15 protein-coding genes are annotated in these 14,855 nt (G+C 53.2%); 8 read left to right on the plus strand and 7 right to left on the minus strand.

Annotated elements, in window-relative coordinates; genetic code table 11:
• Positions 1–12 precede the first annotated feature (12 nt).
• Positions 13–1,578 (minus strand): alkyl hydroperoxide reductase subunit F, encoded by a 1,566-nt coding sequence (gene ahpF / locus AAIG39_RS00560; protein ID WP_343192950.1) that lies wholly within the window; start codon positions 1,576–1,578, stop codon positions 13–15.
• Positions 1,579–1,828: 250 nt separating this feature from the next.
• A complete protein-coding gene (ahpC, locus tag AAIG39_RS00565) occupies positions 1,829–2,392 on the minus strand; it encodes an alkyl hydroperoxide reductase subunit C (RefSeq protein ID WP_041852156.1) in 564 nt (187 codons plus the stop codon).
• A 396-nt stretch (positions 2,393–2,788) separates the two neighbouring features.
• Between ahpC and dsbG the strand changes: the two genes are divergently transcribed.
• The 3 genes from dsbG to AAIG39_RS00580 all read left to right on the plus strand — a co-directional run bounded on the left by dsbG (position 2,789) and on the right by AAIG39_RS00580 (position 5,629).
• On the plus strand, positions 2,789–3,532 hold the full coding sequence (dsbG, locus tag AAIG39_RS00570) for a thiol:disulfide interchange protein DsbG (RefSeq protein ID WP_090082031.1): 744 nt from the start codon (positions 2,789–2,791) through the stop codon (positions 3,530–3,532).
• Positions 3,533–3,794: 262 nt separating this feature from the next.
• Positions 3,795–5,018 (plus strand): phosphoadenosine phosphosulfate reductase, encoded by a 1,224-nt coding sequence (locus tag AAIG39_RS00575; protein ID WP_090082033.1) that lies wholly within the window; start codon positions 3,795–3,797, stop codon positions 5,016–5,018.
• A complete protein-coding gene (locus tag AAIG39_RS00580; protein ID WP_249568705.1) occupies positions 5,003–5,629 on the plus strand; it encodes an IbrB-like domain-containing protein in 627 nt (208 codons plus the stop codon). The genes AAIG39_RS00575 and AAIG39_RS00580 overlap by 16 nt, the downstream gene beginning before the upstream one ends.
• A 6-nt stretch (positions 5,630–5,635) precedes the next feature.
• On the opposite strand, the gene AAIG39_RS00585 is transcribed toward AAIG39_RS00580, so the two are convergent.
• Positions 5,636–6,796 carry a pyridoxal phosphate-dependent aminotransferase gene (locus AAIG39_RS00585; RefSeq protein WP_343192951.1) on the minus strand — a complete coding sequence of 387 codons (1,161 nt, stop codon included), beginning with the start codon at positions 6,794–6,796 and terminating at the stop codon, positions 5,636–5,638.
• Positions 6,797–6,922: 126 nt separating this feature from the next.
• On the opposite strand from AAIG39_RS00585, the gene AAIG39_RS00590 reads away from it, so the two are divergent.
• From AAIG39_RS00590 to AAIG39_RS00600, 3 genes are read left to right on the plus strand one after another with little or no spacing between them, the layout of a single operon-like run.
• Complete coding sequence (locus AAIG39_RS00590; RefSeq protein ID WP_090082039.1) at positions 6,923–7,534, plus strand: methylthioribulose 1-phosphate dehydratase; 612 nt, start codon at positions 6,923–6,925, stop codon at positions 7,532–7,534.
• A complete protein-coding gene (mtnC, locus tag AAIG39_RS00595) occupies positions 7,534–8,223 on the plus strand; it encodes an acireductone synthase (protein ID WP_343192952.1) in 690 nt (229 codons plus the stop codon). Before AAIG39_RS00590 ends, mtnC begins: the two co-directional genes overlap by 1 nt.
• The gene (locus AAIG39_RS00600; protein WP_343192953.1) at positions 8,220–8,762 is read left to right on the plus strand and encodes a 1,2-dihydroxy-3-keto-5-methylthiopentene dioxygenase; all 543 of its coding nucleotides are present in this window, start codon (positions 8,220–8,222) and stop codon (positions 8,760–8,762) included. Before mtnC ends, AAIG39_RS00600 begins: the two co-directional genes overlap by 4 nt.
• A 308-nt stretch (positions 8,763–9,070) precedes the next feature.
• On the opposite strand, the gene AAIG39_RS00605 is transcribed toward AAIG39_RS00600, so the two are convergent.
• A complete protein-coding gene (locus tag AAIG39_RS00605; RefSeq protein WP_090082045.1) occupies positions 9,071–9,403 on the minus strand; it encodes an SdpI family protein in 333 nt (110 codons plus the stop codon).
• Between the two features lie 204 nt (positions 9,404–9,607).
• On the opposite strand from AAIG39_RS00605, the gene AAIG39_RS00610 reads away from it, so the two are divergent.
• Positions 9,608–10,060 carry a hypothetical protein gene (locus AAIG39_RS00610; RefSeq protein ID WP_343192954.1) on the plus strand — a complete coding sequence of 151 codons (453 nt, stop codon included), beginning with the start codon at positions 9,608–9,610 and terminating at the stop codon, positions 10,058–10,060.
• Between the two features lie 30 nt (positions 10,061–10,090).
• Here AAIG39_RS00610 and AAIG39_RS00615 read toward each other — a convergent pair whose 3' ends face one another.
• Together AAIG39_RS00615 and AAIG39_RS00620 are read right to left on the minus strand one after the other, a co-directional pair.
• On the minus strand, positions 10,091–11,365 hold the full coding sequence (locus AAIG39_RS00615; RefSeq protein ID WP_343192955.1) for an MFS transporter: 1,275 nt from the start codon (positions 11,363–11,365) through the stop codon (positions 10,091–10,093).
• A complete protein-coding gene (locus AAIG39_RS00620; RefSeq protein WP_343192956.1) occupies positions 11,362–12,786 on the minus strand; it encodes a M20 family metallopeptidase in 1,425 nt (474 codons plus the stop codon). Before AAIG39_RS00620 ends, AAIG39_RS00615 begins: the two co-directional genes overlap by 4 nt.
• Positions 12,787–13,008: 222 nt before the next feature.
• Between AAIG39_RS00620 and AAIG39_RS00625 the strand changes: the two genes are divergently transcribed.
• On the plus strand, positions 13,009–13,938 hold the full coding sequence (locus AAIG39_RS00625; RefSeq protein WP_343192957.1) for a LysR family transcriptional regulator: 930 nt from the start codon (positions 13,009–13,011) through the stop codon (positions 13,936–13,938).
• Here AAIG39_RS00625 and AAIG39_RS00630 read toward each other — a convergent pair.
• On the minus strand, positions 13,935–14,813 hold the full coding sequence (locus AAIG39_RS00630) for a LysR family transcriptional regulator (protein WP_343192958.1): 879 nt from the start codon (positions 14,811–14,813) through the stop codon (positions 13,935–13,937). The genes AAIG39_RS00625 and AAIG39_RS00630 overlap by 4 nt on opposite strands.
• Between the last annotated feature and the right edge of the window lie 42 nt (positions 14,814–14,855).

Raw genomic sequence — 14,855 nt, forward strand, 5'->3', positions numbered from 1 at the left:
CTTACTTTCTTCTTATGCACGCCTGGTACGGATCAGGTAGTCGAATGCGCTCAGAGAGGCTTTCGCACCTTCACCAGTGGCGATAATAATTTGCTTGTACGGCACCGTAGTGCAGTCACCCGCTGCGAAAACACCTTTGACGCTGGTTTCACATTTAGCATCAATGATGATCTCACCCATACGGTTGCGCTCAATGGCACCTTCCAGCCAGGTGGTATTCGGCAGTAAACCAATCTGCACGAAGATACCGGCCAGCGCGATATGATGCACATCGCCGCTCACGCGATCACGGTACTCAATACCCGTCAGTTTGCTGCCATCGCCTTTAACTTCTGTGGTTTGCGCATTCAAAATGATGTCGACATTACGGAGGCTACGCACTTTATCCTGTAGCACCTGGTCTGCTTTCATCTCAGGCGCAAATTCCAGCAGGGTGACATGTTCAACAATACCGGCCAGATCGATGGCTGCTTCCACGCCGGAGTTACCGCCGCCGATGACCGCCACACGCTTACCTTTAAACAGCGGACCATCGCAGTGCGGGCAGTAGGTCACCCCTTTAGTACGATACTGTTCTTCGCCCGGCACGTTCATGTTGCGCCATTTTGCCCCGGTCGCAATGATGATGCTGCGAGCTTTCAACACGGCACCCGATGCGGTTTCAATCTGATGCAGACCACCTTCCACCGCAGCCGGAGTCAGTTTGGTCGCACTTTGCGAATCAATCACATCAACATCGTATTCCGAAACATGCGCTTTCAGTGCACCCGCCAGTTTTTGGCCTTCGGTCTTCGGCACAGAGATATAGTTTTCGATGTCTACGGTATCCAGCACCTGACCACCAAAACGCTCACCCATCAAACCGGTACGGATACCTTTACGTGCGGAGTAAACCGCAGCCGCCGCACCGGACGGGCCGGAACCGACGATCAGCACATCATACGCATCACGCTTATTAAGCTCTTGCGCTGCACGTTTTTCTGCGCCGGTATCAATTTTCGCCACGATTTCAGCAAGCGTCATACGCCCCTGACCGAACTCTTTACCATTGACGAAGACTGCCGGAACGCCCATCACATTACGGTCAGTGATTTCATTCTGGTACGTGCCGCCATCAATAGCCGTATGTTTGATACGCGGGTTAAGCACCGCCATCAGGTTAAGCGCCTGCACCACGTCCGGGCAGTTATGGCAGGTCAGCGAGTAATAAGTTTCAAACTCAAAATCACCGTCAATATCGCGGATCTGCTCGAGGAGAGACTGCGCTTCTTTTGACGGGTGTCCACCGGTCCACAGCAGTGCCAGCACCAGAGAGGTGAATTCGTGGCCCAGCGGCGAACCTGCAAAGCGCGGCCCCTGGTTTGAACCTGGGTTGGTAATCAGAAATGACGGCTTGCGCACTGCCAGCGTGTTGTCTTCTTTGAAAGAGACTTTGTCTGACAGTTCAGCAATCTCAGCCAACAGTTCCTTGATTTCTGCCGATCTGGCGCTGTCATCCAGCGTGGCAATCAGCTCAACAGGTTTAGTCAGTTTCTCAAGGTAGGCCTTGAGCTGCGTTTTCATGTTTGTGTCGAGCATTTTTAATCTCCTGGGCTTAAAACATCATCATGCAAGCTGCCTGATAACGGTGCCTTTGATGCAACTTGAATCATGGTGCTGGATAAAAATCGGGTGCAAAACTGCACCCGATATAAAGCATCTATTTTTCAAAGGATTTTCGCTTCAGAGCAAGGCGGCGAGCGCTCAAGTCCCCGGGAGCTTACTAAAGTAAGTGACCGGGGCGCGAGCGTGAAGCCAACGCAGCTATGACGCGAAAGCCGAAGAAAAATTAGATTTTGCCGACCAGGTCGAGGGAAGGAGCCAGCGTCGCGTCACCTTCTTTCCATTTAGCCGGGCACACTTCGCCTGGGTGTGAAGCAACATACTGTGCTGCTTTGATTTTACGCAGCAGATCAGATGCGTCGCGGCCGATACCTTCAGCGGTAACTTCGATAGCCTGGATGATGCCCTGCGGGTCAACGATGAAGGTGCCACGGTCAGCCAGACCTTCGTCTTCACGCATGATTTCAAAGTTACGGGTCAGGGCGCCAGTCGGGTCGCCGATCATCGCATATTTGATTTTAGCGATGGTGTCAGAGCTGCTGTGCCATGCTTTATGCGTAAAGTGAGTGTCAGTAGAAACAGAGTAAACATCTACGCCCAGTTTCTGCAGTTCTTCATAATGGTCAGCAACGTCACCCAGTTCAGTCGGGCATACGAAAGTGAAGTCAGCCGGGTAGAAGAAGAAGACGCTCCAGCGGCCTTCGGTATCTTTCTCAGTAACTTCTACGAACTCACCGTTTTTGAACGCCTGGTTTTTAAAAGGTTTGATTTTGGTGTTAATTAAAGACATCTATACTTCCTCCGTGTTTTCGTTGAGGTGTAAGTTAACGATTTTTTTGCGATTCGGCTAATGCGTTTGCATTATCAAATCAATAAGCGTTAGCTAACAACTCGCGCAAAACTGTTTAATATACCGTACATGAACGTGCGTAAAGTTGACGGGCATCCCATCGGTAAAAACAAAAAAGCCACCTCACGGGTGGCTTTAGACCTGAAATACCCGCGGGTGCTTCAGCGCCAGTCGTGCTGGCATCACGTTGTGCGACAAGGAAAAAGTTGACGCACAGACGGTGTGGATTACAACACTCTCGCTGCCACATAACAATGCACGGGATGTAGATACTGTCTATGGTTGTGATAGGTTTTACCGTCATAAATATTATCTAATTGTTATATAAGGTTTTTTATGCTTAAGCGTCTACTTGCCCTTTCGCTACTTTCTTTTTACGTTCAGGCGGAAGAGCTCCCTGCCCCTGTACAAGCCATTGAAAAGCAAGGTATCACCATCATTAAGTCTTTTGATGCGCCAGGTGGCATGAAAGGCTATCTGGGGAAATATCAGGATATGGGCGTCACTATCTATGTAACCCCGGACGGCAAACAGGCAATTTCTGGCTACATGTACGATACCGCGGGAACTAACCTGAGTGAGAAAATGATTCAGGATGAGATCTACTCTCCGGCAGGTCGCGCACTCTGGCAACAGATGGAAAAATCAACCTGGATCCTTGATGGTAAAAAGGACGCGCCGCGCATAATCTATGTTTTTGCCGATCCGTTCTGTCCGTATTGCAGCCGCTTCTGGCAACAGTCACGTCCATGGGTTGAAGCCGGTAAAGTGCAAATCCGTACGTTATTGGTTGGGGTCATCAAACCCGAAAGTCCTGCTGCTGCGGCGGCTATTTTAAGCGATAGCGACCCGGCCAAAAAATGGCATGACTACGAGCAATCTCTCGGGAAAATGACGCTGAATCTACCCAAAACCCTCCCCCCGAAGATCATAAAAATTCTGAAAGATAATCAAACATTAATGGACGAATTGGGTGCCAACGCGACCCCTGCTATTTACTACATGAATAAAGATAATGTGTTGCAGCAGGAGGTTGGACTCCCCGACGAGGAAAAAATGAAGCTGATTTTTGGCGAGTAAAGATAAAAAGCGCAATAATGGCAAAATGAAAGCCGGAGAAATATATAACTGAAAATTATGATTATTTCTCCGTTTTTGTCACCAATAATAATTTCTCACTCCCTCATTACGAAGAAATAAATCACACAGCCAGTAAATATAAACAATTCAAATTTTCTATATAATTATATCATTGAAATCTATAACAAATTAAAGATTAACTCTTTGTTTATTTTTATTATTATTTCCAGTCTGACTATGCAATTGCCAGGGATTAACTGCGATGAAAATTGACAAGGAAATTCTTGAACAGGATGTTCTGGAAGCTGGCATGGAGAGGATTAAATGGACATTAGAAAACTTCCAGAAAGTATGTGTCTCTTTTTCTGGCGGAAAAGATTCCAGTATCATGCTCAATCTGACGGCGCAGCTCGCACGTCAGTTAAAAAAGAAAATCAGCATCTTATTTATCGACTGGGAAGCCCAGTTTAGCCATACCATCGAGCATGTTGAACGCATGCGTGCCGAATACAGCGATATCACAGAACGCTTCTTCTGGATTGCGTTGCCACTAACCACGCAAAATGGCTTATCGCAATTTTCCCCCACCTGGCAATGCTGGCAACCCGGTGTGGAGTGGGTACGCCAGCCCCCTGAACATGCCATTACAAACCCTGCCGAACTTCCCTTTTATGAACAGGGGATGACGTTTGAAGCCTTTGTCAGTGAATTTGCCGACTGGTTCGCCAACCATCGCCCGGCAGCAATGATGATAGGCATTCGGGCTGATGAATCTTACAACCGTTTTCTGGCTATCGCGTCGGCACGTAAAATGCGTTTCGCCGACGATAAACCCTGGACTACCGCAGCGCCGCGCGGGCATGCCTGGTACATTTACCCGATTTATGACTGGAAAACAGCCGATATCTGGACCTGGTTTGGTAAAACCGGGACCCCCTATAACCCCTTATATGATTTGATGTATCAGGCAGGCGTTCCCACGCGCTATATGCGTATTTGCGAACCTTTCGGCCCGGAGCAGCGCCAGGGACTGTGGCTTTATCATGTTATAGAACCTGAACGCTGGGCCCATATGTGCGAACGGGTCAGCGGCGCCAGCAGCGGCGGGATTTATGCTGGCCAGGACAACCTTTTTTACGGTCACCGAAAGCTCACTAAACCTGCGCATTTGAGCTGGCGGGACTATGCCCTTTTCTTGCTCGACAGCATGCCGGAACAATCTGCGGAGCATTATCGCAACAAAATCGCCGTCTATTTACGCTGGTTTGAAAAAAAGGGCATGCAGCGCATTCCCGATAGCCAACCCGGAGACGTGGGCGCAAAGGATATACCCTCCTGGCGCCGCATCTGCAAAGTGCTGCTTAATAACGATTACTGGTGCAGAGCGCTCTCTTTTAGCCCTACTAAAACAAGCAATTACAAACGCTATCAGGAACGAATCAAAAAGAAACGCAAGGAGTGGGGAATTCTATGCAACAACGATTAATTAGCGAGATTAAGGCATTTCTTGGCGCATTACCTGAGGAAGAACGAATTGAAGCTATCAATGATTTTCGTCGGATTCTCCATGCACTAAGTCCGTTTCGCGATCAGCCTGTCGATTGCGTTTTATGGGTGAAGAACGACCGCATTTCGCCGAATGACTACAACCCCAACAATGTTGCACCGCCGGAGAAAAGGCTGTTACTGAAATCGCTGGAGGCCGACGGTTTCACCCAGCCCATTGTGGTGCAGGAAGACAAACCCCATCACTTCGAAATTGTCGATGGCTTTCACCGCCACGAACTGGGCAAAAATCGGGGGGCGCTAAAGGCCAAACTTAAAGGCTATCTCCCGATTACTTGCCTGAACAGCGACAGAGCCAGCAAATCCGACCGTATGGCGGCAACCATTCGGCATAATCGGGCGCGTGGCCGTCATCAGATCATTGAGATGTCAGAAATTGTTCGTGAACTCTCACGGATGGGCTGGACAGAAGAACAGATTGGCCAGGAACTGGGGATGGACAGTGATGAAGTATTGCGCCTGAAACAGATTAACGGCCTGACAGAGCTCTTTGCAGGCCGTCGTTTCTCTCGCGCGTGGACGGTTAAATAGCGTCAGTTATAGTTTGCATAACCGTTCAGCAGCTGCCAGCAGCGTTGATTCCTGCTTTGCAAAACACAGACGAATCAGCTTATGCGGGAAGGGGTCGGCGCAGAAAACCGATAGCGGAATAGCCGCCACTCCAACTTCTTTCGTCAGCCACTGGCAAAAATTGACATCATCAAGCCCGGAAATGGCGCTGTAATCGGCCAGCAGGAAGTAAGTTCCTTCGCACGGCAGGATCTCCAGCCGACTGCTGCTGAGCGCATTGACCAGCACATCGCGACGCGCCTGATAAAATGCAGGCAACTGGCGATAATGTTCCGGCTCGGTTCGCAGCATATCCGCCAGTGCCAGTTGTGCAGGTGTATTGACCGAGAAGGTCAGGTATTGATGCACTTTACGCAGTTCAGCGCTGATGGCAGCCGGTGCCACGCAGTACCCCACCTTCCAGCCAGTCATATGGAAAGTTTTACCAAACGAGGAAACGGCAATCGCCCGCTGACGCAACTGCGGGTGCGCCAGCACGCTGGCATGCCCTTCCGACGCAAAAGAGATGTGCTCGTAAACTTCATCGCTCAGCACATAGATCTCTTTTTCGCCAATGGCCTGCCATAAAGCCGCGAAATCCTCTTTGCGCCACACCGTTGCGGACGGGTTATGCGGCGTATTAAGGATAACCAGCCGGGTTTTATCACTCAGCCGTGCAGCAAATGCCTGCCAGTCCACGCGAAAATGGGGCGGTTGCAGGGCAATGCGTTTTAACACACCGCCAGACAACTCCACCGCCGGGGCGTAGCTGTCATAGCTTGGATCAAAGCAGATGACTTCATCACCCTTACGCACCAGCGCAGTGATCGCGGCATACAGGGCCTCGGTCGCCCCCGCCGTCACTGTAATATCACTGTCCGCATCCGGTTTGTAGCCATACAGCGCTTCGGTTTTATCGGCAATCGCCTCACGCAACGCCTGCACCCCGGTCATGGGAGCATACTGGTTCGCCCCTTGCGCCACGTGGTAAGCCAGGCGCTCTTGTAAGTAGCGTGGGCCATCAAAATCCGGGAATCCCTGAGACAGGTTAATGGCTTTATACTGCTGCGCCAGCGCACTCATCTGCGTGAAAATTGTGGTGCCTAAAGCGGGAAGTTTACTTTGTGGAATCAGTGCGTTATCGCTCATGGTTGCGTGCCTGCCTGTAATACTGATGTTGCTGCCACTATAACACGATGTTAGTATTTGGCAATCAAGACGCTTAGACGTCTAAACCATAAGAATATTCCTGCCGACGCGCAACCCAGGAAAACGATGACAAACAACCTGCAACTCCATGAACTCGTTAACGCCTGTCACTGGATAGGCCAGAAAGGCTGGTCACCTGCCACCGGCGGCAATATGTCGGTGCGTGAAGATGCACACTGGTGCTGGCTGAGCGAATCCGGCAAAGACAAAGGCAGCCTGACTGCAGAAGATTTCCTGCAAGTCTCAATCGCCGATAATCATGCACCGTCCGGGCGTAAGCCGTCAGCGGAAACGGGCCTGCACACGCTGATTTATCGCCTCTTCCCGCAAGCGAATGCGGTGCTGCATGTGCATACCGTGAATGCCACCGTACTGTCACGCGTTGAGCGCGGGCCTGAACTGCTGATTAGCGGCTTCGAAATGCAAAAATCTCTGCGCGGACAAACCACGCATCTTGATACCGTGCCGATTGCAATTTTCGATAACTCTCAGGATATTGATGCCCTCGCCCGCCATATTGAACATTATGCGCAAGAACGCCCCCTTAACTATGGCTTTTTGCTGCGTGGTCACGGTCTGACCTGCTGGGGACGCGACGTGGCAGAAGCGCGTCGCCATCTGGAAGGGCTGGAATTTTTATTTGAATGCGAAATGCAGCGCCGTCTGCTGGAGAAATGATGATCCGCGCGATAGTTACCGACATAGAAGGTACCACCAGCGATATTCGCTTTGTGCACAATGTGTTATTTCCCTATGCCCGCGAACGTCTGCCGGCTTTTCTCAACGCACAGCAGTATATCGAGCCGGTAAAAACCATCCTCGATAATCTGCGTGAGGAGACAGGACAACCTGACGCCACCACCGCCGATCTGCTCGACACGCTGCTGCAATTTATCGATGAGGATCGCAAATCCACGCCGCTAAAAGCCCTGCAGGGCATTATCTGGCGCGATGGCTACGTCAATGGCGACTTTAGAGGTCACCTATACCCGGACGTGCTGCCCGCACTGGAAAAATGGAAAGCCGAAGGCATTGATCTCTATGTTTATTCCTCTGGCTCGGTGGCGGCGCAAAAACTGTTATTTGGCTACAGCGACGAAGGTGATATTACTCATCTGTTCAGCGGCTACTTTGACACTCTGGTAGGGGCGAAGCGCGAGGTGCAATCCTATCGCAACATTGCTGAACAACTGGGCGTGCCGCCGGTGCAGATCCTGTTTCTCTCTGATATCCATCAGGAGCTGGACGCCGCCGAACAGGCAGGTTTGCGCACTGTACAATTGATTCGTGGCGATGATGACGCCGCAAGCCATCATCATCAGGTTTCCTCTTTCGACCACATTAAGCCGGAGCAGATTCCCTCATGAGCGCACTGACGATTTATTCTGACAAAGACGCCAGCAAGCCTGTCTGGCAAGGTACTGACGTCGCCGGGATCCAGCAAAAGCTGAATGCCAAAGGCGTCCGCTTTGAACGCTGGGAAGCTGACCGTGACCTGGGCGCAGACCCGTCACCGGAAACGGTGATCGTCGCCTACCAGCATGCTATCGACAAACTGGTTGCCGAGAAGGGCTACCAGAGCTGGGATGTGATCAGCCTTCGCGCCGACAACCCGCAAAAAGAGGTGCTGCGCGCCAAATTCCTGAACGAACACACTCACGGCGAAGATGAAGTGCGCTTCTTCGTGGAAGGTGCCGGGCTGTTCTGCCTGCATATTGGTGACGAAGTCTATCAGGTGCTGTGCGAAAAGAACGACCTGATCTCCGTGCCCGCTGGCACCCCCCACTGGTTTGATATGGGTTCCGAGCCGAACTTCACCGCCATCCGTATTTTCGACAACCCGGAAGGCTGGATTGCGAAGTTTACCGGTGACGCGATTGCAGACAACTATCCACGGCTGGCGTGAATTCACGCCTGCGGTTCTGGCCCTGCATCCATGCAGGGCTTTTTATACCTCTGACCATTCCCGTAGCCCATCTTCTCCCCTGCTAAACCCGGCCTGAACTTACTTTTTTTGCGAAGGCGATTTACAGGGAAGAATGAAGAAAGTTGCCTTGATGCCATTGATAATGGTGCTGAGTGGTTGAATGGGCCATGTCTTCGAAGGATTGCCCCGGATGGCGGCGTAATCACCTTATCCGGGTACCGTTCGCTGGAGCGGGGTTGTTCGTAGCCAGGCTAAGCGCAGCGCCAGCCGGGAAAACGCCAGAGACATTATTTCCGTGCCAGGATTCTCGCTCTCGCCTGGGTAAAAAACACAGGCACCAGCACTTCAAGCATAAACAACACCAGGCTTATCTTTTGGTTATCCTCACCCGGACGCCAGTTTCCGAGGATGGCCGAGAGCACAAAAAATGCCACGCCCGCCGTCAGCATCGCGATGCCATACAGACGATTGGCCCGATACCACAGCCCGTCATCATTGAACGTTCGCGCGGTTCTTATCCCATACCAGCGGTTCGGTTTCACCTTCTGCAACAGCAGCGGAATGGCAATAGCCATTAATATCAGACTGGTGATACTCAGCCAGATAAAATTCATATCCATAGCGACTCTCCCTTTAAACGCACATATCCCCGAAAAGAGATATTCACTGTCATGATGAATGGTAGAGGAAAATTAACGGACGAATAAGACTAACGTCATATTTTGATTAACTTTAGGGGGAGATGTAACAGCTTGCTGATAGTCATGCCACGGCCCAAACCCGTAGGATCTTCTTCCTGACGTTACGGCCTTGAGAATGGATGCGTGAAATCTTCCCTGTTTTTATTTTTACTGACCTTACCTGCACTGGCGGCTCGTGCGGATGACGCTGTCAAACTTAACTGCCCGCCACGTGGCGCCATTACCGTCTCTTTTTTTAATTACTATCTCATCACCATGAAATGGGGCGATCACTTCCAGGTCGCCTCAGGAAAATTACAAAGCCACACCAAAGCCGGAGTACCGTTCTGGACCACCACCTTTGGCAATGGCGACGATCTGGCCTATTTCCCCAATACCCACCAGTACTATCTGTTTTATGCGGGTTCGAGCGATCCCGTGCAATGTACAGAACAGGAAAGCTACGTCTATCCGGTCATCACCCCGCCACGCTATGAAAACAATATCGTTAGCAGCAAAAAAAATACGCCCTGGATACCAGACGGTGACATTGATAATTCTCAGGTGATTTTGCCCGGACCCGGAGCACAGGGCTAACCCCTCTGCGCATGCAGAGGGATCAGTAGATTAACGAAGTTGTTTTTGCGTATACCACAGCGCGGCAACGCTCAGGAACACGGTGACCATCAGGTATAAACCGGGTGCGAAATGGCTGCCGGTGGCGCTGATAAGCAGCGTACAAATGAACGGTGCAAACCCGCCAAAAACCGTGACTGCGATGTTGTAACTGATGGACATCCCACTGGCCCGGGTCGATACCGGGAAGATATCCGCCATCACCGACGGGATGGTTGAGAAGTAGAGGGATTTCAGCAGCGCCATCCAACCCACCAGCAGTGAAAGCGACAAAGGGGTCACATTCAGGCTGGTGAGCCAGAATGCAGGTAACAACGTAAACGCGAGCAGCCCCAACGCGGTCCACAACAGACGCTCACGCCCGACACGCTCTGCCAGTAGGCCCCCTATCGGCGTCACGACGGTAAGAATCACCCCGGCCAATAACGTCGCGCTATAGGCTGATGAGGCGGGCAAACCAAGACTTTTGGTCGCCCATGTCGGCACATAGTTGAGCATGTAGTTAATCGCTGTGGAGACAACCATCAGGCCAATCGCCAGCGCCAGCAGGCGTTTTTGCGAACCTAACAACTGTTTCACCGGATGACGCGGTTTCTCTGTCTCAACATACGCCTCAGGCTCATGCACATGGCGACGGATCCACAGCCCGACCGGGCCAATCAACAGACCGAAAGCGAACGGCACGCGCCATCCCCAGTCCAGCAACTCCTCCGGTGTAAGCCAGTGCGCCAGACCCAGACCAAATGCGGATGCCATCAGCGTACTGGCCCCTTGCGTGGCAAACTGCCAGCTGGCGATAAAGGTCTTGCGCTCCGGGAAGTGTTCCACCAGGAATGCCGTGGAACTTCCAAACTCTCCGCCTGCGGAGAAGCCCTGAATCAGGCGCGCCAACAAAATCAGTAGCGGCGCCGCCAGACCGAGAGTGGCATAACCGGGCATAAAGGTGATCATCGCCCCGCCGAGCATCATCAGGTTGATAGAGAGCAGCAGCGAGGCCTTGCGACCGTGTTTATCGGCATAAGCACCGAGCACCACAGCCCCCAGCGGGCGAATCAAAAAGGCGATACCAAAGCTGCCGAAGGCGAGCAGCAGCGAGACCGTAGGATTAGTGGTCGGGAAAAAAACCTGGGCGATATAGCTGGCAAAGAAGCCGTACACCGCAATATCAAACCACTCCAGGGCATTACCAATACAGGTGGCAAAAAGTGTTTTCGCCAGGCTCGGGCGTACATTCCCCTGCTCTGTTTCACGGGCGAGAGTGGTCATTTTGCACCTCCGTTCCGGTGAGCCAGGTGGCTGGCAAGCAGTGCAGATCCCCGCTCGCCCAAATCCCAGAACAGGCGGGTCATGATAGCCAGCCCCTCCCGGGCAATGGCAATCGGCAGATGCTCGTCCGGTGCATGTTGGCCGCAAGCCGGGTACGAATGGGGAACCCACAGCGTTGGCAGGCCCAGAATCCCGGCAAACACATCATTAGGCAGCGAGCCGCCGAGATTTGGCAACAGGGCTGGTTTCTTGCCGGTCGTCTCCGCCATCGCCTCAAGCGTCCAGTTTACCAGCGGATCGGTCGGGTCAAAGCGCGTCGCGGGGGTGCCGCGCACCTCGCTGACGGTCACCATGGAAAAGCCGTGCGCGTCCAGATGGGCGCGAATCGCCTGCTCCACATGCTCGTGGCCGGTACCAACCACGAAACGCAACTGGCAGACCGCCGTCGCCTGCCCGGGGATCGCGTTCATGGGTTGCGCCGGATTCCCCGTCAGGAAAGAGAGCACTTCCAGGGTATTCCAGCCAAAGAGCTTTTCTGCCGCCGATAAACCAGGTTCGCCCCAGTTCGGATCGGTTGTGGGATCGTTTTCGCCACGTGCCGGAGTGATATCCGCCAGGATGGTTTTCAGTTCGGGCGTTAACGCAGGCGGTTTGAGCGCCGCAATCTGGATTTCGCCTTTGCCATCCACCAGGCTCGCGATGGCGTTCGCCAGTTGCGTACCGGGGTTGCTCAGCAGCCCGCCCCAGTTGCCGGAGTGATAATCTTTGGCGCGGGCGTTAATGGTCATGCGGAAGTTGACGCACCCACGTGAACCGAGGAATAACGTCGGGCGTTCTGCGCTCAGGCGCGGTCCATCAGAGGCGATAAACAGATCCGCATTGATACGTGCTTTAAGCTGTTCGCAAACTGCGGCAAGCCCCGGGGAACTCACCTCCTCGCCCATTTCGCACAGCCAGACGCAGTTAAACCCCAGCCGGCCATTGCGTGCGTGATAGACCTGCTCCAGTGCGGCGAGGTTAACCGAGTGCTGACCTTTGTTATCGGCCGTACCGCGCCCGTACCAGTTGCCATCACGCTCGACCAGCGTCCACGGTGATAACCCTTCGGTCCAGCGCGCATCATCACCGAAGACCACATCGCCATGTCCGTAGCACATCACGGTGGGCAGGTTTGAATCTTCTTCCCGGCTGGCGAGTAAAAACGGTCGGGCCGCATTGACCGGGTTAGCAATCACCTCGGTCTTAAAACCCATCTCCTTAAAAGCGGGAATGAATACGTCGTTGTAATAACGCCTGAGCGCGTCATCCCTGTCGTTACGCTGGCTTTCGCTGGGGATAGCCACCCGGCTGGCAAGGATGGTTTTAAAATGGCCGCTGTCGAACCATGCCAGCGCCTGGTCGACGATCTGTTGTGTTGTCATATTGTTTGCCCTGTCTGTCCCGTCATAGTTCGAGCCGCAGTTGCGTGGCTGCAACGCGAACTTTTCAGGATGCATTTGCTGCCGGTGGCGCAAAGAGATGTTGTTGTCTTTTTGTTCTAAACCAGAACAGAGCCTTGCCACAATAATAATAATTGCAATTTGGCATTGCCTTTTTGATAAGGGTACACTGCGCAATCTCAGGGCGTCGCAGAGGATTCGTCTATGTTGAGCAATGAATTACGCTACTTTTTTGCGGTGGCCACCACTGGCTCTCTCAGCACTGCCAGCGAGCAGCTTTATGTGGCAGGTTCCGCCATCAGCCGACAAATTCACAAGCTGGAAACCCGGCTGGGCGTCACGCTCTTTGAACGTCATTCTCGCGGTATGGTGCTGACCGATGCCGGACAGATTCTGGCTAACCATGTACGCAAGAGCATGCGCGACATGGAATTTGCGATGGCCGAAATTCAGGGACTGAAAGCGGTACGCAAAGCGCTGGTGCGCATAGCCTGTACCGAGGGCATGGCGTTTGATCTGTTGCCAGGCATACTGGCGCGTTTTCGCCAGCAACACCCGGCGGTGAGTTTTGATTTGCAGGTCGGCACGGCGATGCAGGTGGCGGAGTGGGTCCGGCGCAGTGACTGTGATGTCGCGTTCCAGTTCAGCCTCGCGCCTGAACGGGACGTGGAAATTATCGCCGCCTGGCCCGCGCCGGTGCTGTTGCTGCTGGCGGACGAGCACGCACTGGTGTCACAGCCAGGTGTGGCGATGGAAGATTTGCACCGCTATCCGCTGGTTCTCCCGGAGGCAGGCACCACGCTGCGCCAGCTTTTTGATCTCTCCTGTCGCATGGCGGGCACCTTTCTGGAACCGGCGTTCAGCAGCAATAATTTTGCTGCCCTGTACGGTTTTACCCGCCATACACCCGATGCCCTGACCGTGTGCAGCCATTTCAGCGTGCTGTGGCGCGCAAAGCAGGATGGCATGACGCTTAAAGCGATCAATAACTCGTCGCTAAGCCAGCGCACGCTGCAGATTCAGGTGCCGGGAAGCAAACACCGACCGGCGGCAGTCAATACATTCCTCGAACTCACCACCCGGGAGCTGGACAGAGAACATAATCAGTGGATGGCGGAACTGACCCAGGCTTAAGCAGCGAGATGCTGTTTAATCGTATCGAGAAACAGGCCGAGCGCCGCATGTTGATGATCGCGGGATTGATATAGCCCATAAATTCCCAGTGGCTGCGGCTCCAGTTGCGGCAGCACGCTGACCAGCCGTCCACTTTCCAGCCCGGCGCGCGCCTCCATTTCCGGCACCAGCGCCACCCCCACATCCGCCATCGCCATATCACAAAGCAGAGACGATATCCCGGCGCTGAAATTACCATTAACCGCGATGGCGATAGCACCCTTTTCCGGATCGCGAAACGACCATGATTGTCCTGAAAAATGGCTGTAATGCAGGCAATTGTGTTGGGCGAGATCGTCCGGGGTTTCCGGGCGTCCGGCTCTCGCAAGGTAGCCTGGCGAGGCACACAATACCGAGCGGCACTCACCCAGCGCACGGGCGATAACCCCAGGTTCGGGGGAGTTGGTAATACGTATCGCCAGGTCAATGCGCTCGCCCACCAGGCTTACCGGCTGGTTGTTGATGTCCACTTCGATACGCAGCGCCGGATAGCGAGCCAGAAATGCCGGAATAATCGGCCCAAGCAGGTGGGTCGCCGTAAAGTGGGCGCAGGCAATACGCAACGTGCCCGACGGCGTAAGACGCGTGGCGTCATCTGCAATATCTTGCGACAGAGAAGCCAGCTGCCGCGTTTTCCCGAGGATTTTCTCCCCGGCGGGAGTCAATGTGAGTCGCCGTGTCGAGCGGTGAATCAGGCGTGCTCCGGCCCATTTTTCCATTTCGTCCAGATAACGGCTGACCATCGGCCGTGAGATACCCAGCGAACGTGCCGCCGCGCTCAGACTGCCCAGTTCGCAAATCCGGTTGTAGGTCACTGCCGCCATGATCCTGTCCATTTCCTCTCCATCTGATCGTTTTATGAAACACAGTATGAATTA

Origin of the sequence: Phytobacter palmae (assembly GCF_039409775.1) — a bacterium.
Taxonomy (GTDB): Bacteria; Pseudomonadota; Gammaproteobacteria; order Enterobacterales; family Enterobacteriaceae; genus Phytobacter; species Phytobacter palmae.

Bases quoted from the DNA above. Each gene is read 5' to 3' on its own strand.
- ahpF (WP_343192950.1), bottom strand. From the start codon at position 1,578: ATGCTCGACACAAACATGAAAACGCAGCTCAAGGCCTACCTTGAGAAA.
- ahpC (WP_041852156.1), bottom strand. From the start codon at position 2,392: ATGTCTTTAATTAACACCAAAATCAAACCTTTTAAAAACCAGGCGTTC.
- dsbG (WP_090082031.1), top strand. From the start codon at position 2,789: ATGCTTAAGCGTCTACTTGCCCTTTCGCTACTTTCTTTTTACGTTCAG.
- AAIG39_RS00575 (WP_090082033.1), top strand. From the start codon at position 3,795: ATGAAAATTGACAAGGAAATTCTTGAACAGGATGTTCTGGAAGCTGGC.
- AAIG39_RS00580 (WP_249568705.1), top strand. From the start codon at position 5,003: ATGCAACAACGATTAATTAGCGAGATTAAGGCATTTCTTGGCGCATTA.
- AAIG39_RS00585 (WP_343192951.1), bottom strand. From the start codon at position 6,796: ATGAGCGATAACGCACTGATTCCACAAAGTAAACTTCCCGCTTTAGGC.
- AAIG39_RS00590 (WP_090082039.1), top strand. From the start codon at position 6,923: ATGACAAACAACCTGCAACTCCATGAACTCGTTAACGCCTGTCACTGG.
- mtnC (WP_343192952.1), top strand. From the start codon at position 7,534: ATGATCCGCGCGATAGTTACCGACATAGAAGGTACCACCAGCGATATT.
- AAIG39_RS00600 (WP_343192953.1), top strand. From the start codon at position 8,220: ATGAGCGCACTGACGATTTATTCTGACAAAGACGCCAGCAAGCCTGTC.
- AAIG39_RS00605 (WP_090082045.1), bottom strand. From the start codon at position 9,403: ATGGATATGAATTTTATCTGGCTGAGTATCACCAGTCTGATATTAATG.
- AAIG39_RS00615 (WP_343192955.1), bottom strand. From the start codon at position 11,365: ATGACCACTCTCGCCCGTGAAACAGAGCAGGGGAATGTACGCCCGAGC.
- AAIG39_RS00620 (WP_343192956.1), bottom strand. From the start codon at position 12,786: ATGACAACACAACAGATCGTCGACCAGGCGCTGGCATGGTTCGACAGC.
- AAIG39_RS00625 (WP_343192957.1), top strand. From the start codon at position 13,009: ATGTTGAGCAATGAATTACGCTACTTTTTTGCGGTGGCCACCACTGGC.
- AAIG39_RS00630 (WP_343192958.1), bottom strand. From the start codon at position 14,813: ATGGACAGGATCATGGCGGCAGTGACCTACAACCGGATTTGCGAACTG.